Source organism: Sphingopyxis sp., from assembly GCF_016704835.1.
Taxonomy (GTDB): domain Bacteria; phylum Pseudomonadota; class Alphaproteobacteria; order Sphingomonadales; family Sphingomonadaceae; genus Sphingopyxis.
Genome location: NZ_JADIZJ010000001.1, coordinates 550469 through 572470, shown reverse-complemented (window position 1 = coordinate 572470; position 22002 = coordinate 550469). Strand labels below are relative to the sequence as shown.

The 22002-nt window shown below is 64.5% G+C and carries 21 protein-coding genes; 14 read left to right on the top strand and 7 right to left on the bottom strand.

The window, feature by feature from the left end; all coding sequences use genetic code 11:
- Positions 1-3: 3 nt before the first annotated feature.
- From IPF76_RS02915 to IPF76_RS02895, 5 genes are all read right to left on the bottom strand, one after another.
- On the bottom strand, positions 4-1527 hold the full coding sequence (locus tag IPF76_RS02915) for a fumarate hydratase (RefSeq protein ID WP_293839404.1): 1524 nt from the start codon (positions 1525-1527) through the stop codon (positions 4-6).
- A gap of 72 nt (positions 1528-1599) precedes the next feature.
- Positions 1600-2370 carry a hypothetical protein gene (locus tag IPF76_RS02910; protein ID WP_293839401.1) on the bottom strand — a complete coding sequence of 257 codons (771 nt, stop codon included), beginning with the start codon at positions 2368-2370 and terminating at the stop codon, positions 1600-1602.
- A gap of 34 nt (positions 2371-2404) precedes the next feature.
- Complete coding sequence (locus IPF76_RS02905; RefSeq protein ID WP_293839398.1) at positions 2405-2869, bottom strand: transcriptional repressor; 465 nt, start codon at positions 2867-2869, stop codon at positions 2405-2407.
- Positions 2870-2975: 106 nt separating this feature from the next.
- On the bottom strand, positions 2976-3410 hold the full coding sequence (locus IPF76_RS02900) for a MerC domain-containing protein (RefSeq protein ID WP_293839396.1): 435 nt from the start codon (positions 3408-3410) through the stop codon (positions 2976-2978).
- A 177-nt stretch (positions 3411-3587) separates the two neighbouring features.
- Positions 3588-5258 (bottom strand): AMP-binding protein, encoded by a 1671-nt coding sequence (locus IPF76_RS02895; RefSeq protein ID WP_293841875.1) that lies wholly within the window; start codon positions 5256-5258, stop codon positions 3588-3590.
- A gap of 132 nt (positions 5259-5390) precedes the next feature.
- Here IPF76_RS02895 and IPF76_RS02890 point away from each other — a divergent pair, with 132 nt between their 5' ends.
- From IPF76_RS02890 to IPF76_RS02825, 14 genes are all read left to right on the top strand, one after another.
- Positions 5391-5939: a hypothetical protein gene (locus IPF76_RS02890; protein ID WP_293839394.1), complete on the top strand. Its 549-nt coding sequence runs from the start codon at positions 5391-5393 to the stop codon at positions 5937-5939.
- Between the two features lie 35 nt (positions 5940-5974).
- Positions 5975-7804, top strand: coding sequence for an aminodeoxychorismate synthase component I (gene pabB / locus IPF76_RS02885; RefSeq protein ID WP_293839392.1), 1830 nt, complete (start codon positions 5975-5977; stop codon positions 7802-7804).
- Between the two features lie 133 nt (positions 7805-7937).
- Positions 7938-9149: a pyridoxal phosphate-dependent aminotransferase gene (locus IPF76_RS02880; protein WP_293839390.1), complete on the top strand. Its 1212-nt coding sequence runs from the start codon at positions 7938-7940 to the stop codon at positions 9147-9149.
- A 374-nt stretch (positions 9150-9523) separates the two neighbouring features.
- Positions 9524-10213 carry a peptide-methionine (S)-S-oxide reductase MsrA gene (gene msrA / locus IPF76_RS02875; RefSeq protein WP_293839388.1) on the top strand — a complete coding sequence of 230 codons (690 nt, stop codon included), beginning with the start codon at positions 9524-9526 and terminating at the stop codon, positions 10211-10213.
- A 127-nt stretch (positions 10214-10340) separates the two neighbouring features.
- Positions 10341-11480, top strand: coding sequence for a serine hydrolase (locus tag IPF76_RS02870; RefSeq protein ID WP_293839386.1), 1140 nt, complete (start codon positions 10341-10343; stop codon positions 11478-11480).
- 6 nt (positions 11481-11486) lie between these two features.
- Entirely contained in the window at positions 11487-11792 is a 306-nt protein-coding gene (locus tag IPF76_RS02865; RefSeq protein WP_293839383.1) for a hypothetical protein, read from the top strand.
- Between the two features lie 102 nt (positions 11793-11894).
- A complete protein-coding gene (gene sucC, locus IPF76_RS02860; RefSeq protein ID WP_293839380.1) occupies positions 11895-13100 on the top strand; it encodes an ADP-forming succinate--CoA ligase subunit beta in 1206 nt (401 codons plus the stop codon).
- Positions 13101-13200: 100 nt separating this feature from the next.
- The gene (locus IPF76_RS02855) at positions 13201-13950 is read left to right on the top strand and encodes an electron transfer flavoprotein subunit beta/FixA family protein (RefSeq protein ID WP_293839377.1); all 750 of its coding nucleotides are present in this window, start codon (positions 13201-13203) and stop codon (positions 13948-13950) included.
- Positions 13947-14876 (top strand): electron transfer flavoprotein subunit alpha/FixB family protein, encoded by a 930-nt coding sequence (locus IPF76_RS02850; RefSeq protein WP_293839373.1) that lies wholly within the window; start codon positions 13947-13949, stop codon positions 14874-14876. The genes IPF76_RS02855 and IPF76_RS02850 overlap by 4 nt, the downstream gene beginning before the upstream one ends.
- A 13-nt stretch (positions 14877-14889) precedes the next feature.
- Positions 14890-16227: a DUF389 domain-containing protein gene (locus IPF76_RS02845; RefSeq protein WP_293839370.1), complete on the top strand. Its 1338-nt coding sequence runs from the start codon at positions 14890-14892 to the stop codon at positions 16225-16227.
- Positions 16228-16322: 95 nt separating this feature from the next.
- Entirely contained in the window at positions 16323-16967 is a 645-nt protein-coding gene (locus IPF76_RS02840; protein WP_293839368.1) for a hypothetical protein, read from the top strand.
- A gap of 62 nt (positions 16968-17029) precedes the next feature.
- A complete protein-coding gene (locus IPF76_RS02835; protein ID WP_293839365.1) occupies positions 17030-17911 on the top strand; it encodes a TonB family protein in 882 nt (293 codons plus the stop codon).
- A 72-nt stretch (positions 17912-17983) separates the two neighbouring features.
- On the top strand, positions 17984-19315 hold the full coding sequence (locus IPF76_RS02830; RefSeq protein ID WP_293839362.1) for a phosphotransferase family protein: 1332 nt from the start codon (positions 17984-17986) through the stop codon (positions 19313-19315).
- Positions 19316-19334: 19 nt separating this feature from the next.
- Complete coding sequence (locus tag IPF76_RS02825; RefSeq protein WP_293839359.1) at positions 19335-20624, top strand: acyl-CoA dehydrogenase family protein; 1290 nt, start codon at positions 19335-19337, stop codon at positions 20622-20624.
- Between the two features lie 205 nt (positions 20625-20829).
- Here the strand turns inward: IPF76_RS02825 and IPF76_RS02820 are convergent, their stop codons facing one another.
- Both IPF76_RS02820 and IPF76_RS02815 read right to left on the bottom strand, forming a co-directional pair.
- Positions 20830-21135, bottom strand: coding sequence for an alkylphosphonate utilization protein (locus tag IPF76_RS02820; RefSeq protein ID WP_293839356.1), 306 nt, complete (start codon positions 21133-21135; stop codon positions 20830-20832).
- Between the two features lie 7 nt (positions 21136-21142).
- A complete protein-coding gene (locus IPF76_RS02815) occupies positions 21143-21892 on the bottom strand; it encodes a methyltransferase (RefSeq protein ID WP_293839353.1) in 750 nt (249 codons plus the stop codon).
- Positions 21893-22002 lie beyond the last annotated feature (110 nt).

Here is a 22002-nt window from a genome sequence, read left to right as displayed (position 1 = left end):
TCGCTACACCCCTTCCCGCAACCCCTCATCCTTGATCCGCTTTTGCCACAGCATCGGCGCGTTGACGTGGACATTCTGGCCTTCGCTGCCGACCGCGACCTTCACCGGAACATCCTGCCCCTCGAATTCGTAGATCGCCTCCATGCCAAGGTCGGCGAAGCCGACAACCTGGCTGCCCTTGATCGCGCGTGCGACGAGATAGGCGGCGCCGCCGACCGCCATCAGATAGGCGCTCTTGTGGTTTGCGATCGCCTGCGTCGCGGCGGGCCCCCGCTCGGCCTTGCCGACGCAGGCGAGCAGGCCTTGATCGAGCATCATGTCCATGAACTTGTCCATGCGCGTCGCGGTCGTCGGGCCAGCGGGGCCGACGATTTCCTCGCCGACCGGATCGACCGGGCCGACATAATAGATCACACGGTCGCGGAAGCTGACGGGCAGCTCCTCGCCCCTGGCCAGCATCTCGGCGATGCGCTTGTGTGCCGCGTCGCGGCCGGTGAGCATCTTGCCATTGAGGAGAAGCCGGTCGCCCTGCTTCCAGCTCGCGACCACTTCGGGCGTCAGATTGTCGAGGTCGACGCGGATCGCCGCCTGGTCGGGCTTCCAGTCGATCTGCGGATAGTCGGCGAGCACCGGCGGCTCGAGGAAGGCCGGACCGCTGCCGTCGAGCGTCACATGCGCGTGGCGCGTCGCGGCGCAATTGGGGATCATCGCGACGGGTTTTGACGCCGCATGCGTCGGCCAGTCGGCGATCTTGACGTCGAGAACCGTGGCGAGCCCGCCCAGCCCCTGCGCGCCGATGCCGAGCGCGTTGACCTTTTCATAGAGCTCGATGCGCAGCTCTTCGGTCGGATTGCTTGGCCCGCGCGCAAGCAACTCGGTCATGTCGATCGGATCCATCAGCGACTGCTTGGCGAGCAGCATGGCCTTTTCGGCGGTGCCGCCGATGCCGATACCGAGCATGCCCGGCGGGCACCAGCCCGCGCCCATCTGCGGCACCATTTCGAGCACCCAGTCGACGATCGAGTCCGACGGGTTCATCATCTTGAACTTCGACTTGTTCTCGCTGCCGCCGCCCTTTGCGGCGACGTCGATCACGACCTTGTTGCCGGGCACCATTTCGACGTTGAGCACCGAGGGCGTGTTGTCCTTGGTGTTGACGCGGCTGAAAGCCGGGTCGGCGAGGATCGAGGCGCGAAGCTTGTTTTCGGGGTGCAGGTAGGCGCGGCGCACGCCCTCATCGATGACCTGCTGCAGGCTGCGGGGCGAATCAAGGCGGCAGTCCATGCCCCATTTGATGAACACGGTGACGATGCCGGTGTCCTGGCAGATCGGGCGATGTCCCTCGGCGCACATGCGGCTGTTCGAGAGGATCTGCGCCATCGCGTCCTTGGCGGCGGCTGAGACCTCGCGCTCGTAGGCGGCGGCGAGCGCGCGAATATAGTCCATCGGGTGAAAATAGCTGATGTACTGGAGCGCGTCAGCGATGGTTTCGACCAAATCGTCCTCGCGGATCATGACGGTGTTCATGGATGCAGCCTTTCGCCCTGTTTGCGGGATTCGCGGTTTCCCTAGACCCGCATGCGCGGAGTGGGAAGGGGGTCAGGCGCGGCCGAAATCGCCGAGCGGGCGTTTCTGGACCAGCGCGCGCCAGCTTCCCGTCGCGGCCAGCGCGAGCAGCAACAGCCAACCACCCGCGGCCGACGGGATCAGCGCCCAGGCGAAGGCGGCGGGGGTGATGAGCGCCATCACCGTGGGGATCGCGGCGAGGATCGCGACCGAGCCGACCAGCGCCCACCAGCGCCCCAGCTTCGTCGCCGCGGCGCCGATGACGACATTGGTCGCGGCAAGGAGCATGAACTTTGCCGCGACGGGATAGGGCAGGCTGGCCATTGCAGGCGAATAATTGCCCGCGGTAAAGGCGGCCTGAATGTCGAAGAGCAGCGAGTTTTCATATGCATCGCACAGCGCCGCGGCGACCGGGAGCGCCGCCGCCGCGAGCAGCGCGCGTAGGAGAAGCTCGCGCCACAGTGCGAGACAGCCGCTGGCGAGGAAGCCCGCGTAGAGCAGCATGTAGAAATAATCCTGCTCGTTCCCGGCGCGCATCGCCGCGAGACGCGTGACCTGATGCGGATCGGTAAAGAAGCCGAAGATCGCTTCAAGGTCGGCTTGCCCACTGGCAAATTCGAAGGCGAGGACCGGTGGTCCAAAGCCCGGGGCGATGTCATGCCCGCTTTGCGGGAAGACCTGTCCGAGATAGAGGCCAAACAGCAGTACCGCGATCCCGAATGCGAGCGTGGCGACCCACCAGCGTGTCGGTGCAGACGGACGGCTCTGCTGCGCTTTGATCGAGTGTTGCAGCCACCCGACCATCGTCTAGATGTCCGGTGGAGCGCGCCGGCTCACCTTATTGGCACTCGGCGCATTTGCCGCGGACTTCGATTACCGGGCGCTCGGCAGCGAAGCCGGTGGCGTTGGCGGCGGCGCGAACGCCGGTTGACAATTTGTCGTCATCGACATGCACCGCGCTGCCGCAAGTGTCGCAGATCAGGAAGATGCAGTCGTGCAGGCAGCCGGGATGGCTGTTCGCGACAAAGGCGTTGGCGCTTTCGACGCGGCGGACAAGGTTATTGGCGACGAACAGGTCGAGAATGCGATAGACGCTGTTCGGCGCGACGCGCTTGCCGCGCGCCTTCGAGACCATATCGGCGATTTCATAGGCGCTGGCGGGCTTGCCGATTTCGGCGACGGCGTCGAAAATCTGCGCGCGCATGTCGGTCCACGCTTCGCCCGCGCCCTCGAGCGCAGTTTGTGCTGCCTTGGCGAGCGAGGCGCCGCTGGCCTCGACGTGCGGGTGGTCATGCTTGCCCATGGGCGTTTCCTTTTGCCGCGCGGCTGTTCGCGCCAACTCTTGGGAATAATGTAGGCTGTTTAGGGGGGGTCCGCAAGCCGCGGACCGGTCCATTCCGGCGCCGCGATCAGTGCCGCGCGCGCCGATTAAGATCGTGCCCGAGCGCGACGACGGCGACGCCGATCATTGTCGCGATCACTTCGCTGCCGTCGTGCGGCCGCGACAACGCACCTGCCATCATCCCCAGCCCGAAGCTGCCGACCGCGAACGGCATCATATAACCGTGGCTGAGCACGCCCGAGACGAGGGTGATGAGCGCAAAGCCGATCGCGATGATCAGCCCGATCTCGTGGAACAAGTGATTTTCGAGAAACACGCCGCCGACTGACGCGATCGACGCGAAAAAGACCGTCGTCGCCAGGCAATGGACGAGGCAAAGTCCCGACAGGCCCATCGCCAGCTGGTCGCCCGAAAGCGAGGTGAGCGGCCGGGCGTCGCGCGCAGCCCGCACCACCGCGCCAAGGCGCGTCAGGACAGGGGCAGGGCTGGCGACTTGGGTCACCCGATTCTCCATTGGGGCAATTGCGGTGTTGGATATGGCATAACATGACAGAGGTTACAATGTCTCATTGCGGCGAAATCCTGTCGCCGTCCCTTTTTCGTCATTCCCGCAAAAGTGGGAACCCAGCGAACAGGCGTCGATTCTGCGTTCATGCTTTTGCGGGAATGACGAAAGGACTTAGCTGACCGCTTCCTCCGCCCGCAAAGCCTTCCGGTCCAGTTTGCCGATCATCGTCTTGGGCAGATTTAGCCGCACTTCGACCGCGTTTACGCGTTCATGTTTGCCGAGCTGGGGGTTGAGCCAGGCGGCGAGTGCTTCGCCTGATATTTCGAAGCCCTCCTCCAGCGTAACGAACGCTTTCGGCGATTCGCCGCGATAGGCGTCAGGGACGCCCAGCACGATCGCTTCCTTGACCGCCGGATGCTCGTAAAGATGCGCTTCGATAACGCTGGGATAGACTTTGAAGCCGCCGACCGCGATCATGTCCTTCAGCCGGTCGACGATGCGGATATAGCCGCCCTCCTCGACCATCGCGACGTCGCCGGTGCGCAGCCAGCGGTCGGCGGTGAAGCTGTCGAGATCGGCGTCAGGGCGGTTCCAATAGCCCTGCATGATCTGTGGCCCCTTGACCGCCAGTTCGCCGGGCTCGCCCGCGGGGGCGGTCATGGCCGGATTTTCCTTATCGAGAAGGCGGACGTGCGTAGCGGGCAGCGGCTGGCCGATCGTGCCGGGGCGGACGGGGCCGTCATAGGGGTTCGTCGCGACGACCCCCGAGCTTTCGGTGAGGCCATAGCCTTCGACGAGCGAGGCGCCGGTCGCGGCGGTGAATTTTTCGCGCAGTTCAGCGGGCATCGGCGCGCCGCCCGAGATGCAGATGCGCAGGCTGGAAAAATCGGTCTTCGCCAGATCGGGATGGTCGAGCAGTGCCTGATACATCGTCGGCACCCCGGGGAGCGCGGTCGTCTTCGTGCGGGTGATTGCGGCAAGCGCCTGTTTTGCATCGAAGCGCGGCAGCATCGTAATCGTTCCGCCGTTCAGGATGGTACGGTTGAGGACGCAGGTGTTGGCGAAGACGTGGAAAAAGGGAAGCACACCGAGGATGCGGTCCTCGGCATCGTGGTCGGGGTCGATTGCGTTCACCTGCCGCGCATTAGCGGTCAGATTTTGATGGGTGAGCTTGGCGCCTTTCGGAGTTCCGGTGGTGCCGCCGGTATATTGAATCAATGCGACATCCTGTTCGGGATCGATCGCGACCGGTTCGGCTCGGCCATCGTTGGCAATCAGCGCCGAGAAGCGGATGACGCGCGGATCGGCGGGCAGCCGCGCGATCTCGGCGCGCTTGAACAGGCGGTAGAGTATCGATTTGTGAGCCGATAGTCCGCCGGCGACCGAGCCGACCACGAGGCGCTGCAGGCTCGACCCGTCGAGCACCTGCAAGGCGGTGGGCAGCAGCGCCGCGGCGCTCACGGTGAACAGCGTGTCGGTGCCCGAATCTTCGACTTGTTCCTCAAGCTCGCGGGCGGTGTAGAGCGGCGAGAAATTGACAACGGTCGCCCCGGCGGCGAGCGCACCATAATAGGCCGCGACATAATGCGGGACGTTGGGCAGGAACAGGCCGACGCGGCGGCCCTTGCCGAGCCCGAGCAGCTGGAGCCCCCGCGCAACGCGCGCGGCGCCGCGGGCGACTTCAAAGTAGCTGAAACGGCGGCCCATGAAGTCGAGCATTGTCGCATCTCCGCGCTGCGTCACGCTGGCGGCAAGCATGTCGGGAAGCGTCAGCGGTGCGAAGGACTGGTCCCAGTCGGTGGGGTGATGATAATCGGTCGACCAGGAAAATTCGCTATTCATTGCGGGGATAAAACCTCTCATTCTTGTGGCTTTCCTGACACTAGGGTCGGTAAGCCGACATCGCAACCGGGCCGCGCTTGCGGCGCCGCTATGCTGCGGCTAGTCGTGCGGGTAGCAACAAAGGGGACGGTCATGAACTTGGTGCAATCGCGTTCGACCATCGGGGCCTGCGCACTCGCGTTAGCGGTCTTGAGTGCGCTGCCGGCTACGGCGAAGGACAAGGACGCCCCGACCACGCCGGCGCAGATTCAGCAGCTATATGACTGCCGCGCAATTCCCGATGCTGCCGCGCGGCTCGCGTGTTTCGACCGGCAGGTCGCGGCGCTCGAACAGGCGCAGACGGCCAACGACATCACCTTTTTCGACCGCAATTCAGCGCAAAAAGCAAGGCGCGGACTCTTCGGTTTCACCCTGCGCGACCTGCCTTTCTTTGGCGGTGGCGACGATGACAGGGAAAAGATGTCGCGGCTTGAATCGACGATAAAATGGGCGCGCCGCGAGGGCTTTAACAAGATGCGCTTCGAAATCGAGGACGGCGCGATTTGGCTTCAGACTGACCAAACGGACCTGCCGCGAGATCCCAAGGCGGGTGAAAAGGTCGTGATCACCCCTGGCGCGGTGGGTAGCTATTTTGCTGAGATTGGCAGTCTCAAACGCATTCGCGTTCGCCGTGAGCGCTGACGCCGTCCGGAGCGCGAGGCGGATGGAGACAAACGATGTCAGGCGATCAGAGCATGCGCGCGGCGGGCGATAGCTCTCCCTTTGTCCTGCTCGATGATGCGCGCGTGGCGGGGGCGGCGCCCGCACGACTGTTTCAGAACCCGGTCGAAATTCTGGCCGCGCGGGACACCGCGGAAATTCCTGCCCTGTTCGACGCGTTGGAAGCCGGCGGGGTCCGGGGGCTGCATGCTGCAGGCTATCTGCACTATGAAGCGGGCAAGGGGCTGTCGCCTGCGTGGCGCGGGGCGCCGGATATGGTCGAGGCAGATAGGCCGCCACTGGCCTGGTTCGGACTGTTCGAGCGGGTCGAGCGGATCGATGCCGATGCGGTACCAGCCGTGCTGCCCGATCCGGCATCGGCGTGGATCGGTGCGGTGACGCCGCGGGTTACGCGCACCGACTATCTGGCCGCGGTCGAGGCGGTGCTCGCCTATATCGCGGCGGGCGACATTTATCAGGCGAACCTGACCTTTCGCGCCGAGGTGCCGCTGCTGGGCAACCCGCTGGCGATCCACGCGCGGCTGCGGCAGACCGCTCGCGCGGGCTATGGCGGGGTTATCTGGACCGGCGAGCAGGCGATTGTTTCGCACTCGCCCGAGCTGTTTTTTGCGCTGCGTGGGCGGCAGGTGATGGCGCGCCCCATGAAAGGCACGGCGGCACGGCTGGTCGACGCCGCGGCCGATGCGGCAGCGGCGCGCGAGCTTGCCGATGATCCCAAACAGCGCGCCGAAAATCTAATGATCGTCGACCTGATCCGCAACGATCTGTCGCGCGTCGCGGTGCCCGGGTCGGTCGCGGTGCCCGACCTGTTTCGCGTCGAAAGCTTTCCGACAATTCACCAACTCGTCTCCGACGTCAGTGCGCGCCTGCCCGATGGCGTCGGCGCGGTCGATGTGCTGCGCGCCGCTTTTCCCTGCGGATCGATCACGGGCGCGCCCAAGGTGCGCGCGATGGAGATCATCGACGAACTGGAGGGCGACGCGCGCGGGCTTTACACGGGCTCGATCGGTTTCATCGAGGCTGGGGGCGACGCAGCGTTCAATGTCGCGATCCGCACGCTGGTGCTTCCCGGCGCCAACGACTTGCAAGGCGGCGCAAATCGCGCCACGCTGGGATTGGGTTCTGGAATTGTTGCCGACAGCCAACCGGCTGAGGAATGGCGCGAATGTCTGGCGAAGGGGGAGTTTGTGGGGGCAGCGGGCGCGCGTTTCGACCTGATCGAGACCATGTTCTTTGATCCCGTCGAGGGGGTCCAGCGGCTGGAGGGGCATTTGGCGCGGATGAAGGCGAGCGCAGAAACGCTTGGCTTTGCGTTCGACCGCCATGGTGCGCGCAACAGCCTGCAATCGGCGACGTTCCGCCTGCGCAGCGCGGCGCGGGTGCGGATGCGGCTGGCGCCGTCGGGCGCGCTCGCGGTCGAGGTATCGCCGCTGCCGCGGCTGGCCGAACTGCCGGTGCCGGTCGCGGTGCGCCCCGCGCCCATGGCCGCTGACGATTTCCGCCTGGCGCACAAGACCAGCCAGCGCGCCGCCTATGACGCGGCGCGGCACGACAGCGCCGCCGCCGAGGTGGTGTTCGTCGACGAGCCGGGGTTTGTGACCGAGGGCAGCTGGAGCACCGTTTTCGTCGAACGCGACGGACAGCTGCTGACCCCGCCGCTGGCGCTGGGGCTGCTGCCCGGAGTGCTGCGCGCGGAGCTGATCGACAAAGGCCGCGCGGTTGAATCGTACCTGCGACTTGGCGATTTGGCAGCCGGTTTCTTCGTCGGCAATTCGCTGCGCGGGTTGATCCCGGCGCGGTTGCTGGACGCTACGGCAACGGAATAGTCTCACCTGCACGCTGCATAGGTAAATTATCCCACGCTGCGCTTGCGAATTCGGGACGGAGGCTTTAGGCGCGGCCCCGCGCAATTTCCTGTCAAATCGCCGCCTGTCCGCGCAAGCCACGGAAAGAAGTCCCATGTCGCTGAAGCCGCATATCTCCGCCGCCCTCAACCGCATCCAGCCGTCGGCCACGCTTGCGATGACCGCGCGCGTTTCGGCGCTGAAAGCCGCGGGCGTCGATGTGATCGGGCTGAGCGCGGGCGAACCCGATTTCGACACACCCGATTTCGTCAAGGAAGCCGCGATCGAGGCGATCCGCAATGGGCAGACCAAATATACGCTGGTCGATGGCACCGTCGCGCTGAAAGAAGCGATCCGCGGCAAGTTCCGCCGCGACAACGGGCTCGATTTCGGGCTTGACCAGATCACGGTCAATGTTGGCGGCAAGCACACCTTGTTCAACGCGCTGGTCGCGACGGTCGACAAGGGCGACGAGGTTATTATCCCGGCGCCCTATTGGGTGAGCTATCCCGACATCGTGGCGTTCGCGGGCGGCACCCCGGTGATCATCGAGGGCAGTGCGGCGCAGAATTACAAGATCACGCCCGCCCAGCTCGACGCCGCGATCACGCCCAAGACGCGTTGGGTGATGCTCAACTCGCCGTCGAACCCGTCGGGCGCCGCTTATTCGGGCGAAGAGATCGATGGGCTCGGCGAGGTCATCCGGCGCCACAGCCATGTGATGGTAATGACCGACGATATGTACGAGCATGTCTGGTACGCCGATTTCGCCTTTTCGACCTTCGCCCAGCGCTGCCCCGACCTGATCGACCGCATCCTGACCGTGAACGGCTGCTCGAAAGCCTATGCGATGACCGGTTGGCGAATCGGTTATGCCGGTGGTCCAGCCTGGCTGATCAAGGCGATGGGCAAGCTCCAGTCGCAGTCGACCTCGAACCCCTGTTCGATCGCACAGGCTGCCGCCGCCGCGGCGCTTGGCGGGCCGCAGCAGTTCCTCGACGATCGCAATGCGGCGTTCAAGAAGCGCCGCGACATGGTGGTCGCGATGCTCAACGATGCGCCGGGCCTCAGCTGCCCGACCCCCGATGGCGCTTTTTACGTCTATCCCGATGCGAGTGGCTGCATGGGCAAGAAGGCGGCCGATGGCGCGCTGATCGACACCGACGAGAAGCTGATCGACTATTTCCTCGATAGTGCGAAAGTCGCGGCGGTGCATGGTGCGGCCTTTGGCCTGTCGCCTGCGTTCCGCGTTTCCTATGCGACATCGGAAGCGGTGCTGAAGGAAGCGTGCGTGCGCATCCAGCAGGCGTGTGCGGCGCTGCGCTAACACTATGCTTTTTGGTCCATCCCGGCTTTCGCCCCGGATGGACAAAAGGTTTACGCCAGCATAGCAATTCTGTACCGACCGGTCTTGTAATGCTGGCGGCGGAGCCTATCTCAACCTGAACGGCGGCTAAGCGTGCGGTTCACCGGATAGTAAGCCATCCTGTTTAGGGTGACGGAGATCACTGCACGGTTGGTCGGGGCGCGCCATATCGTCGGTGTAACCAAAGCGGTTTTGGCCGCGAATAACCATAGATGAAAAAAGAGGCTCCCCATGCTCAATCTCTTCCGCTCCGACTGGTTTTTGTCGATGCTCGCCGGCTTCGCAATTGGCGCGACCTATATCGTGCTCAACCAGCCCGCGCTGCTGATCCCCGCGTGAAGCACGCCTGCGGCGCACCGTTCAGCCGGATCATCGCGACGCTCGTCGCTGGTGCGATCGTCGCGCAATGCGCGCCGGCGCAGGCCGAAAGCGTCGTCAAGCTCCCTGCTGCGGCGGTTGATCCGGCGGTGAATGCAAAGCGCGCGACCGCGGTGCTTGCGGGTGGCTGTTTCTGGGGAGTCGAGGGGGTCTTTGCCAATGTAAAGGGCGTTATATCGGTCGAATCGGGCTATCATGGCGGCAGCGCCGCGACCGCGAAATATGAACTGACCCACGACGGCAAATCGGGCCATGCCGAGGCGGTGCGGATCGTTTATGACCCGACGCAGGTCAGCTACGGCAGCTTGCTCCGCGTCCTGTTTTCGGTGGTTGCTGATCCGACCCTGAAGAATCGTCAGGGACCGGATTCGGGTACTCAATATCGCGCCGCGATCGTCCCGCTCGACGCAACGCAACGTCAGGTCGCGACCGCCTACCTGGCGCAGATCGGCAAGGGCAAATATTTCGTCCGGCCAATCGTCGTACCGGTCGAAAGCTACAAGCGCTTTTACCCCGCCGAAACCAATCACCAGGATTTCATGCGCCGCAATCCGTCGAACGGCTATATCGTCCGCTGGGACGCGCCCAAGCTCGCGGCATTTAAGCGGCTGTTCCCGGCGATGGTACGGCCCACCCCCGCACCCTGACGGCCGCGCGGCTCCGCCACTCGTCGCGCCTGAGGAATCATTCATCGCAAACTGCTGGTCCCCCTTGCACGCCTGCGAGACCAGATGGCTCGGGGATTTTGTACAAGACGCAGGTTGCGGGGTTTTCATGAAGTTAGCGTTATCGGGTCGGCCGCTTCTCGCCATGACGACGAGCGCCGCCGTGCTCGCAGGTTGCGTGAGCAGCGCGGCGATCGTCCCGGCGCCGCGAACGCAGGCGGCGGTGCCGCGACCCACGGGATCGGTGACCGTCCCGATCGGCCAGCCGGTGCGATCGACGATGCCGCGCCCCGCCGGTCCGCTCGATCCCGGGTTTCGCCGCCCCCCGGCCGGACTGACCGAACGCATCCATTTTCTATGGCGCGCCTTTCCGGGCAAGACCGGGATCGCGGTGCAGCGCATCGACGGCGAATGGGCGATTGCGCAGCGCGGGGGTGACCTTTTTCCCCAACAAAGCGTGTCGAAGCTTTGGGTCAGCCTGGCGGCGCTCGATGCGGTCGATCAGGGACGCGTTCGGCTCGACCAACAAGTGCGGATCGGTCCCGAGGATCTGACCTTATTCTATCAGCCGCTCGCCGCGCGTGTCCGCGCGCAGGGGTCGGTGACGATGACCGTGCGCAGCCTGATCGAAACAGCGATCACGCAAAGTGACAACACTGCGAACGACAGCCTGCTGCGCACCGTCGGCGGTCCGGGCGCGGTGCGCGCCTTCATGGCCAAGAAAGATCTGGGAGCGATCCGCTTCGGTCCCGGCGAACGCCTGCTGCAAAGCGGGATCGCCGGGATGACGTGGCAGCAAAGCTATTCGGTCGCGCGCAATTTCGAAACCGCGCGCGCCGCAATCTCCCCGGCAACCCGCCGCGCGGCGATGGACAATTATCTCGCCAACCCGATCGATGGCGCAAGCCCGACGGCGATCGCTAGCGCGCTCGCCCGGCTGGCGCGCGGGACATTGCTCGCACCCGAATCAACCGATTATCTGCTCGATGTGATGAGCCGGACGAAAAGCGGGCCGAAGCGGCTCAAGGCCGGCCTGCCACCCGGCTGGAAATTCCTGCACAAGACCGGGACGGGCCAGAATCTGGGCGGAATGACCGCGGGCTATAACGATATCGGCATCGCCACCGCGCCGGATGGCACCCGCTATGCTATTGTCGTGATGATGGGGACCACGACGTCGCCGATTCCCGCACGCATGGCGCTGATGCAGTCGGTTTCGAGCGCGGTCGCGGAATTTCATGGAAGATAATCGCTGATGCGGATCGCTGTTCTGTCCTTGTCGCTGCTCGCGCTGGCCGCCTGCGCCTCCCCCGAAGCGCGGCTCCGCACTGGCTTGGTCAACGCCGGGCTGTCGCAATCGATCGCGTCGTGCATGTCCGAACGGATGGTCGACCGGCTGTCGCTACTTCAGCTGCGCCGCCTCGGTTCGCTCTCCAGCCTGAAGGATAAGAAGATAAGCGATCTGTCGCTCAATCAGTTCCTCCGCAAGGTCCGCGCGCTCAAAGACCCCGAGATATTGACGGTCACGACCAGCTCGGCGGCGCTCTGCGCTTTTCGCTAGGCAAGAATATCTGCGGCGCTGCGGGGTAGCCTTGCTCGCCAACTTGTGCTTAGGCGGCGGCAATTCTCCCCGCCCCAAGACTCGAAAGGCCCGGCAGACCTCATGAACATCCACGAATATCAGGCGAAAGAACTGCTCGCGAAATACGGCGTCGCGGTGCCCAAGGGCATTGCTGCGATGACCGTCGAGGAAGCCGTCGCCGCGGCAAAGCAGCTGCCCGGGCCGCTCTATGTCGTAAAGTCGCAGATTCATGCGGGTGGCCGCGGCAAGGGCAAGTTCAAGGAACTCGGCCCCGATGCGAAGGGCGGCGTCCGCCTCGCCAAGACGATCGAAGAGGTCGAAGCGCACGCCAAGGACATGCTCGGCAATACGCTGGTGACGATCCAGACCGGCGACACGGGCAAGCAGGTCAATCGACTCTACATCACCGACGGCGCCGACATTAAGCAGGAATTCTACCTCGCTTTGCTCGTCGACCGCGCGTCGAGCCGCATCGCGGTCGTCGCCTCGACCGAAGGCGGCATGGACATCGAAACCGTCGCGCACGACACGCCGGAAAAGATTCACACGATCACCATCGATCCCGCCACCGGCCTCCAGCCGCACCATGGCCGCAGCGTCGCCGCGGCGCTCGGCCTGTCGGGCGACCTGGCGAAACAGGCGGCCAAGGTTCTTGCCGGTCTCTATGCCGCGTTCCTCGGTACCGATGCCGAACAGATTGAAATCAACCCGCTCGCGGTGTGCGAAGGCAAGGATGGCGACGAACTGCTCGTGCTCGACGCCAAGGTGGCGTTCGACGGTAATGCGATGTTCCGCCACAAGGATCTCGCCGAGTTGCGCGACCTGACCGAGGAAGATCCGGCCGAAGTCGAAGCGTCCGAATATGACCTCGCCTACATCAAGCTCGACGGCAATATTGGCTGCATGGTGAACGGTGCAGGGTTGGCGATGGCGACGATGGACATCATCAAGCTCAACGGCGAATTCCCCGCCAACTTCCTCGACGTCGGCGGCGGCGCTTCGAAGGAAAAGGTCACCGCGGCGTTCAAGATCATCCTCAAGGATCCGGCGGTGAAGGGCATTCTCGTCAACATCTTCGGCGGCATCATGAAGTGCGACATCATCGCCGATGGCATCGTTGCCGCGGCGAAGGAAGTGAATCTGTCGGTGCCGCTGGTCGTGCGCCTGGAAGGCACGAACGTGCAGCAGGGCAAGGACATCCTTGCCAATTCGGGGCTGCCGATCGTCGCGGCAAACGATCTGGGCGATGCGGCAAAGAAAATTGTCGCGGAGGTCCGCGCTGCCTAAGCCGATTGCCTCTTTACGCGAGGGGGAGGCTTCAGGTTGACGTTTACGTAAAGCGCAATTATGGCGCAGTGCACAATTTGCTGAGAGGAGCTTTAGGCCCATGAAAATCCTCGTCCCCGTGAAGCGGGTGCTCGATTACAATGTGAAGCCGCGGGTCAAATCCGACGGCACCGGCGTTGACCTGGCGAACGTCAAAATGTCGATGAACCCGTTCGACGAGATCGGGGTCGAAGAAGCGATCCGCCTGCGCGAAAAGGGCGTCGCGACCGAAATCATCGCGGTGTCGGTCGGCCCGGCGAAGGCGCAGGAAACGCTGCGCACCGCGCTCGCGATGGGTGCCGACCGTGCGATCCTCGTGCTGACCGACGACGCGGTCGAGCCGCTGGCGCTGGCGAAGATTTTCAAGGCGATTGCCGATGCCGAACAACCGGGTCTCGTGATCCTCGGCAAGCAGGCGATCGACGACGACAACAACCAGACCGGCCAGATGCTCGCCGCGCTCACCGGCTGGGCGCAAGGCACCTTCGCCAGCGCGGTCAATGTTGACGGCGATCATGCCAATGTGACGCGCGAAGTCGATGGCGGGCTCGAAACGGTGAAGCTGAAGCTTCCCGCGATCGTCACCACCGACCTGCGTCTGAACGAGCCGCGCTACGCGTCGCTGCCGAACATCATGAAGGCGAAGTCGAAGCCGCTCGATACCAAGAGCCCCGCCGATTACGGGGTCGACACCGCGCCGCGGGTCAAGGTCGTCAAGGTGTCCGAACCGCCCGTCCGTTCGGCCGGTGTCAAGGTCGCCGATGTCGATGAACTGGTTGCCAAGCTGAAGGCGATGGGAGTGCACTCATGAAAACTCTGGTTTGGGTCGAACATGACGGCAAGGCCGTCAAGGACGCCACGCTCGCGGTGGTCACCGCCGCATCGAAGCTCGGCGAAGTCCATCTGCTCGTCGCCGGTAGCGGTGTCGATGCGGTCGCCAAGGAAGCCGCGCAGATCGCCGGCGTAGGCAAGGTCCATGTCGCCGACAACGCTGCTTTCGGCCACAATCTGCCCGAAAATGTCGCGCCGCTCGTCGCCGAATTGATGGGCCACCATGACGCGTTCCTCGCGCCCGCGACGACCACCGGCAAGAATATTGCCCCGCGGGTCGCCGCGCTGCTCGATGTGATGCAGATCAGCGAGATCCTGTCAGTCGAGGGTCCCAAGACCTTCACCCGCCCGATCTACGCCGGCAATGCGATTGCTACGGTCGAATCGTCGGACGCCAAGCTCGTCCTGACCGTGCGCGGTACCGCTTTCGACAAGGCCGCGACCTCGGGCGGTTCGGGTACGGTCGAAGCCGTTGGCGCTGGCAGTGATGCCGGTATCTCAAGCTTCGTTGGCGCCGAAATTGCCAAGTCGGAGCGTCCCGAGCTCACCTCGGCCAAGATCATCGTGTCGGGCGGCCGCGCGCTCGGCTCATCCGAGAAATATCAGGAAGTGATCGTTCCGCTCGCCGACAAGCTGAACGCCGCGCTAGGCGCCAGCCGCGCCGCGGTCGATGCCGGCTATGTCCCTAACGACTATCAGGTCGGCCAGACCGGCAAGATCGTCGCGCCGCAGGTGTACTTCGCGATCGGCATCTCGGGCGCGATCCAGCATCTCGCGGGGATGAAGGATTCGAAGACGATCGTCGCGATCAACAAGGACGAAGACGCCCCGATCTTCCAGGTCGCCGACTTCGGCCTCGTCGCCGACCTGTTCAGCGCGGTTCCCGAACTGACCGGCAAGATCTAAAACGGTCCTGTCGGTGGCCGGCAACCATCCCGGAGTCCCCGGCCTTGGCGACGCCCCGTTTAATGCCGGGGGTCGCCGCTCGGCGCGTCCCGGGATCGGCCGCGAAGTCGATGACGACGACAATGGCGAAGAAGACGATCACGGTCGCGCGCTGATTTTGGCGAGTGTGGCGCGCGACGCGCGGCTCAATCAGAAATTCCTGCTGCTGATCACGCTGTCGTCGGCGATTGCGACGCTGGGCCTGCTGCAAAGCTCGGCGGCGGTGGTGATCGGCGCGATGCTTGTGTCGCCGCTGCTTGGCCCGATCATGGGGGTCGGCTTCGGGCTGGCGACGCTCGAAAGCAATTTGATCAAACGATCGCTGGTGACGATGGCGGCCGGGATGGCGCTCGCGATCATTGTTGCGATGCTGATCATCTGGATATCGCCGATTCAGGACGTGACGGCTGAACTGCGCGCGCGGACCCAGCCGACCCTGCTCGACCTGGGGGTCGCGGTCGTCGGGGGCATTGCGGGCGTGTATGCGATCATGCGCAAGCTGTCGGGGGTAATGGTCGGCGTCGCGATTGCGACCGCGCTGGTGCCACCATTGTCGACGATCGGCTTTGGTCTGGCGACCGGCCGCTTCGACTTTGCGCTGGGAGCGGCGCTGCTGTTCCTAACCAACACGCTGGCGATTGCGTTTGCGGCGACCGGCATCGCGCGGATCAACCGTTTCGGGCCGTCGCTGACGCCGCAGCATACGGCGATGCAGGTGATCGGGATCATCGTCACGCTGGGCATCTTGTCGATCCCGCTCGCGCTGTCGCTCAACAACATCGCGCGCGAGCTGCGGGCGCGCACCACGGTACAGTCCGAACTTGACACCCTGCTGGGCGATGGCGACCGTATCGACACGCTGACCGTGCGCGTCGAAAATGACGACATCGCCGTGGACGGCGTCGTGCTGGTCGATCAATATGCCTCGCAGCTCAACCAGCGGCTGGCCAGCAACGTCCGCAACGAGCTCGCCCGCAATGTGCGCGTCAGTATTGTCCAGCTGCGCCAGCAGACCAACGCCGCGGTGCAGTTCGAAGAACGGCTGAACCAGCGCATCGCAACGCTCGAGCAACGCGAAGCCGATAGCGGCACGATCCTCGCAAAGCTGACGGTCGGCGAACTGGTGCGCCGCGACCGCGTGATGATCGACGCGCAGGCACGCCGCGTCGTCGTCCAGCGCGATCGCGAGGCCGAAGGCGACCAGGTCGCCGCCGCGGTCGACCGGATCATGGCATCGGTGCAGGCGGATCATCCGCAATGGCTGATCCAGAATGGCGCCTTGACCGCGGCGGAGAGCCCCGCTGCCGAATGATGCGCATTTGACGGGCATCATGGTGCCCGTCATCCCCTCGCGACGGTCGTGCGTCGTTATCCGAACGGTAAACCCTTCGTCCTAGTGGCGGCAATATGGCCCTGATCAGCGATTATCAGCAGCGGCAGATGCGCGACACCGAACTGCGGCGTTTCGACCGCTGGTTCGTCGATACAGCGATGGGTCCGGCGTACCGCTGCCGTGACGGGCGAGCGCGGGGGGTGAAGCCCGACGAGGTCGCGCGCTGGCGCGGCGAGGTCGAGGCTCATGTCGATGCGATGATCGCGGCGATCCCGGTGCAGGCTGCATGGGCGATCGGCGCGCTGCTCATCATCGTGTTCGGCGGCGGCTGGCTGCTCGACCTGCTGGCGATCCCGCAGCGATACCATGGCCCCGCGATCGGGCTGGGCGCGTTCATCGTCGAGGTTGGCATGATCGGCATCGAAATCTGGGACTATGTCGCGGGCTGGCGGGCTCGCCGCGACGGCATCGAAGCGGCGATCGCCGCACGCGCGCCTTTGCCGATCGATCCGGCGCGGCTGGGCAGCGGGCACAACGGGTTCCAGACGGGCATGCTCCTGCTGGTCGCGGCGCTCATCCTGTTCGCTTACGCCTCGCATCTCGACCAAGGGTTGATTGAGCGTGCCGACTGGCGCTGGGTGTTCGCCGCGATCCCGCTGGCGTGGGGACTGCATTTTGCCGCAAAATGGTATGACCGGCGGATCAAGCGCCTGCGCTGAAAACGACCGCACGGGATTGTCACCCACTTGCGACCCGCAATGTCGGCCGATAGGATGTCCTTATGATGATTGCACAAAATGGCGCGCTAACGGTGCTGGCTTTGGCGCTGCAGCCGGCCCCTCCACCGGTCACAGACGCAATCACGACGCTTGAGCCGTCGTCGAAGTGGAATGTGCATTATGCGGATGATTATTGCCGCCTGGCGCGCAATTTCGGAACCGGCGATCAAAGTATCACGTTGCTGATCGACCGTTTTGCGCCAAGTAGCGTCTTTCGCCTCAATCTGGTCGGTCCGCCGATGAAGCGGAGCGCGGCCGATGGCACGGCGACGATCCGTTTCGGCCCCGACCTGCCCGAACAGAAGCTCGACTTTTACATGGGCGATTTTGGCGAGGGTCAGCCCGCCTGGATCTTCCGCTCGGGTGTTTACCTGCGGCCGGCGCCCGCGAGTGCCGCGGGGGTTATTCCGGCCCCGGCCATCATTGCCGAAAACGACGAGGCATCGGTCACCGAGATCGGCATCGGACGGCCACTGCGCAAACCGGTGCGGTTGCGAACGGGGTCGATGAAGGGCGCCTTCACCGCGCTGCGCACCTGCACCGATCAGTTGCTCGCATCCTGGGGCGTCGATGCCGAGCAGAATCGAAAATTGTCGCGGCCGGCCAAACCGATGAGCTCACCCGCGACCTGGCTCAGGCCCAACGACTATCCGCCCGATATGATCCGCAAATATCAGCCAGGTCTGGTCCAGTTCCGGCTCGTCATCGGCGAGGATGGGCGCCCCAAATCCTGTCATATTCAGCAGTCGACCAATCCTGAGGGATTCGACGCGGCCGTTTGCAAAGCCCTGATGCGCCGCGCCGAATTCGAGCCTGCACTCGATGAGAACGGGCGGCCGGTTGCGTCCTATTATTTGAACCTGGCGCGTTTCATGGTTCCTTGATGCCGCCAAGCGCGCCATCCTGACGCGATTGCCGGCTTGCGCTCGCGGTCCGTAGCCCGCACCATTGGCGCGATGATCGATCTGCGCCCTTTGCTATCCGCTTTCATGGTGCGGACCGTCGGTCCTGGAGGCGTGTCGGGCCTGATCCGCTTGTCGGGCGGCGCCAATATGGAAAGCTGGGCGTTCGACTGGGTGGGCGGCGCTTATGTGCTGCGGCGTGCGCCGTCAGCGGATTATATGGCGGGGCGGCCCTATGGCCATGCCGACGAAGCGGCGCTGGTGATCGCGGCGCATGACGCGGGGGTGAAGGCGCCCGAGGTCGTCGGAGTGCTGACGGATAGCGATGGCATGGGCACCGGCTATGTGATGCGGCGGGTCATCGCCGAAGTGAACCCCGCGAAGATTTTGGCCGATCCGCCGCCGTCGCTGCTGACCGATCTGGGTCGCGAGCTGGCGCGCATCCATGCCATTCCGGCGGCGACGATCCCGGCCGCCATCCCGCTGATGGACACCGCCGCCGCGCTCGCCGAGCTGAAGGCGCGCTTTTTCGATTATGGCGGCGATCGGCCGGTGATCGCGCTCGCAATCAAATGGTGCGAGGATCATCTGCCGCCGCCCGCCGACCCCGTACTCGTCCATGGCGACTACCGCATGGGCAACATCATGGTCGATGCGGACGGTCTCGCCGTCGTGCTCGACTGGGAGCTCGCGCACCGCGGTGACGCGCATGAGGATCTGGCGTTCGGTTGCATGACGGTGTGGCGGTTCGGGCGAATCGACCAGTCGGCGTTTGGGGTGGGTAGCCTCGATGATTATTTCGCCGCTTATGAGGCCGCGGGCGGGGGCGCGGTCGACCGCGAGCGCTTCCACTTCTGGCTGGTGTATCGCACCCTGTGGTGGGCGCTCGGCTGTTTGCAGATGGGGCAGGCGTGGCGCAGCGGCGCCGATCCGACAGTCGAACGCGTCGTCGTTGGGCGGCGCACCGCCGAACAGGAACTTGACCTGCTGTTGTTGCTGGAGGCCGAAGCGCCAGCGGCCGAGTGCGACCGCGCGCTGCCGTCATTGTCACCGGCTGTTTCGGCACCGACGGGCGAGCCGACCAACCGCGAGGTGGTGCAGGCGGTGCGCGACTGGCTGGCCGAGGAGATCAAGCCCAACGCCGAGGGCCATGCGAAGTTTCAGGTCGCGGTGGCGATGAATGCGCTCGGGATCGTGATGCGCGATCTGGATGCCGGGGTGCGCGCGGAGGACAAGGCGCTGGCGACCGCCTTGCTCAGCGGCGCGACCACCCTCGCCGAACCCGGCCTGCTCGCGAAACTGCGCCGCGCGGTGCTCGATAAATGCGCGGTCGACAGCCCCAAATATGCTGCGTTTTGCGCGGCGCGCGCCGACTGGCGCGGATAACAGGACAAGGGAGAGAGACATGGATTTTGCGATGCCCGCCGAGTTGCAGGCCTATCTGGACGAACTCGATGCCTTCATCGCGGCCGAGATCAAGCCGCTGGAGGACGCCGACGACAATATCCGCTTCTTCGACCATCGCCGCGAACATGCGCGCACCGACTGGGACAATCAGGGGCTCCCGCGCCGCGACTGGGAGCAGTTGCTCAAAGCGGCGACGCGCAAGGCCGACGCCGCGGGGCACTGGCGCTTCTCGGCGCCGAAAAAATATGGCGGCAATGACGGGTCGAACCTCGCGATGGCGGTAATCCGCGAGCATTTTGCGGCCAAAGGGCTGGGCCTCCACAACGATCTGCAGAACGAGCATAGCATCGTCGGCAATTTCCCGTTCGTTGAGATGTTCGAACAATTTGCGACGAGCGACGAACAGAAGCAGGAGTTCATCATCGGCGGGTTCGAGGGCAAGCGGCGCACCGCGTTCGGCCTCACCGAACCCGATCATGGCAGCGACGCGACGCATATGGAAACGCGCGGGGTGCGCGAGACGCGCGATGGAGTCGAGGGCTGGCGGATCGACGGGCGCAAGATGTGGATCACCGGCATGCATGTCGCGACCCACTGCGCGACCTTTTGCCGCACCGATGGCAAGGATGGCGATGCGAAGGGGATCACCTGCCTGCTCGTCCCCACTGGCACGCCGGGGATGACCGTCGACGAATATATGTGGACCTTCAACATGCCGACCGACCATCCGCGCATGACCTTCGACAATGTGTGGGTGCCAGATAGTGCGCGCCTCGGCCCGGTCGGCGGCGGGCTGTCGATCGCCCAGAGCTTCGTCCACCAGAACCGTATCCGGCAGGCGGCGTCGTCGCTGGGCGCCGCGGTGTTCTGTATCGAGGAAAGCGTCAAATATGCGCGGACGCGCAAGCCATTCGGCGAGGCGCTCGCCCGCAATCAGGCGATCCAGTTCCCGCTCGTCGAGCTGGCGACGCAGGCCGAAATGCTGCGCCTGCTGATCCGCAAGACCGCGTGGGACATGGACAACGCCCCGCACAAGGAGATCGAGCACACGCTGTCGGACAAGGTCAGCATGTGCAATTACTGGGCGAACCGGCTGTGCTGCGAAGCCGCCGACCGTGCGATGCAGGTGCATGGCGGCCTCGGTTACTCGCGGCACAAGCCCTTCGAGCATATCTATCGCCACCACCGCCGCTACCGGATCACCGAGGGGGCGGAGGAGATTCAGATGAGGAAGGTCGGGGCATATCTGTTCGGCTATCTGGGGCCGCGCAAGGGAACGCTGGGGTAAGTTGAAAGCGGACTATGTTCCCTCCCCCTGGAGGGGGAGGCAGCGAGACTTGGAAGCTTGCTTCCCAGTCGCAGCGACGGGGGTGCCGTTCCGGCCTCAAGCAGCAGTGCAAGGACGCGCCTCACCCCCATCCAACTTCGCCTAATCGCTGCGCGATAAGGGGCTACATATCCTTCCCCCATCAAGGGGGAAGGGACGTAGGCGCTCAGCGCTTGCGCACAAACTCCGCGCGCAGCACCAGCCCCTTGATCCCCTCGTGTCGACAATCGATTTCCTGCGTGTCTCCGGTCAGGCGGATCGACTTGATCACGGTGCCGACCTTCAATGTCTGCCCCGCGCCCTTGACGGTCAGATCCTTCACCAGCACGACCGAGTCGCCATCGGCGAGCAGATTGCCGACCGCGTCGCGGACTTCGGGTCCGGCGGCAGCGGCGGCATCGCGCGCCGCGATGTCGCCCGCTGACAGCCATTCGCCGCTCGCTTCGTCATAGACATAATCATCGTCGGCCATGCTGGTCCTAACTCGGTTTGCGGAAGCGCAGGGTAAACTGGTCGGTCTTGCCGCGGATCGCAGGGTCGAAGACGTTCGTTGTCCGCTGGTCATCGGCGCGCCGGTAGAGGTCGCTCTCGGCCTCCAGCTTGAACCCGGCCTTGGTCAGCGCCGCGACCACCGCCGCCTTGTCGATGCGGTGCAGGCTGTCGGCCAGCGTCGTCCCCGTCCCGTCGGCGGCGCTGTGGTCGACGACGATCAGCGCGCCGCCGGGTTTCAGCGCCGCGAACAGCGCGGCGCTCGCCTTTTCGCCGGTGCCTTCGGGAAAGGGCTTCAGATAGAGGTCGTGGAAATTCTGCACCGTGATGATCGTGTCGAGCGGTCGGGCAAAGGCGGGCGCGGCGAACGGACCGGCAACGGCTTCGACATTGGCATAGGCGGCGTCGACCGCGGCCTGATCGGTGCCATATTGCGCCTTGAATGCGATGAACTCGGCAGGCTGGAAGGCGTGGACCTTACCCGCGGGGCCGACGGCGGCGGCGAGCAGGCGGGTGACATAGCCGCCTCCCATGACGAAATCGCCGACCTGTTCGCCGGGTGCGATCTGCGCGAAGGCCAGCAGCTCGGCGGGTTTGCGCGCCGCGTCACGCTCGCGGTCGGCGGCGGGGCGCGCCGGATCGGCGAGCGCGGCGGCATAGTCGGTCGCAGCGGCTTCTTTGGCGGTCAGCGGGGTCGCCGACAGGGCGAGCAGCAGCGCGAGGGTAAGCGGACGGATCATGGCATCGACTCCCGTGGTGTATCGCGCCAGTATAACAGCATCGCGTCCCCTTCGCCCGTTTATTTGCATATCGCGAATTTGATGATAGGTTTCTTCGTGAAACTAAAAAA

What these genes read in the sequence shown, in the direction of transcription:
- pabB (WP_293839392.1), top strand. Translation starts at nt 5,975, where the DNA reads ATGTCAGGCGATCAGAGCATGCGCGCGGCGGGCGATAGCTCTCCCTTT.
- IPF76_RS02865 (WP_293839383.1), top strand. Translation starts at nt 11,487, where the DNA reads ATGCGGATCGCTGTTCTGTCCTTGTCGCTGCTCGCGCTGGCCGCCTGC.
- IPF76_RS02830 (WP_293839362.1), top strand. Translation starts at nt 17,984, where the DNA reads ATGATCGATCTGCGCCCTTTGCTATCCGCTTTCATGGTGCGGACCGTC.
- IPF76_RS02825 (WP_293839359.1), top strand. Translation starts at nt 19,335, where the DNA reads ATGGATTTTGCGATGCCCGCCGAGTTGCAGGCCTATCTGGACGAACTC.
- IPF76_RS02880 (WP_293839390.1), top strand. Translation starts at nt 7,938, where the DNA reads ATGTCGCTGAAGCCGCATATCTCCGCCGCCCTCAACCGCATCCAGCCG.
- IPF76_RS02870 (WP_293839386.1), top strand. Translation starts at nt 10,341, where the DNA reads ATGAAGTTAGCGTTATCGGGTCGGCCGCTTCTCGCCATGACGACGAGC.
- IPF76_RS02835 (WP_293839365.1), top strand. Translation starts at nt 17,030, where the DNA reads ATGATGATTGCACAAAATGGCGCGCTAACGGTGCTGGCTTTGGCGCTG.
- IPF76_RS02915 (WP_293839404.1), bottom strand. Translation starts at nt 1,527, where the DNA reads ATGAACACCGTCATGATCCGCGAGGACGATTTGGTCGAAACCATCGCT.
- IPF76_RS02850 (WP_293839373.1), top strand. Translation starts at nt 13,947, where the DNA reads ATGAAAACTCTGGTTTGGGTCGAACATGACGGCAAGGCCGTCAAGGAC.
- IPF76_RS02815 (WP_293839353.1), bottom strand. Translation starts at nt 21,892, where the DNA reads ATGATCCGTCCGCTTACCCTCGCGCTGCTGCTCGCCCTGTCGGCGACC.
- IPF76_RS02840 (WP_293839368.1), top strand. Translation starts at nt 16,323, where the DNA reads ATGGCCCTGATCAGCGATTATCAGCAGCGGCAGATGCGCGACACCGAA.
- IPF76_RS02855 (WP_293839377.1), top strand. Translation starts at nt 13,201, where the DNA reads ATGAAAATCCTCGTCCCCGTGAAGCGGGTGCTCGATTACAATGTGAAG.
- IPF76_RS02905 (WP_293839398.1), bottom strand. Translation starts at nt 2,869, where the DNA reads ATGGGCAAGCATGACCACCCGCACGTCGAGGCCAGCGGCGCCTCGCTC.
- IPF76_RS02910 (WP_293839401.1), bottom strand. Translation starts at nt 2,370, where the DNA reads ATGGTCGGGTGGCTGCAACACTCGATCAAAGCGCAGCAGAGCCGTCCG.
- IPF76_RS02820 (WP_293839356.1), bottom strand. Translation starts at nt 21,135, where the DNA reads ATGGCCGACGATGATTATGTCTATGACGAAGCGAGCGGCGAATGGCTG.
- IPF76_RS02895 (WP_293841875.1), bottom strand. Translation starts at nt 5,258, where the DNA reads ATGAATAGCGAATTTTCCTGGTCGACCGATTATCATCACCCCACCGAC.
- sucC (WP_293839380.1), top strand. Translation starts at nt 11,895, where the DNA reads ATGAACATCCACGAATATCAGGCGAAAGAACTGCTCGCGAAATACGGC.
- IPF76_RS02890 (WP_293839394.1), top strand. Translation starts at nt 5,391, where the DNA reads ATGAACTTGGTGCAATCGCGTTCGACCATCGGGGCCTGCGCACTCGCG.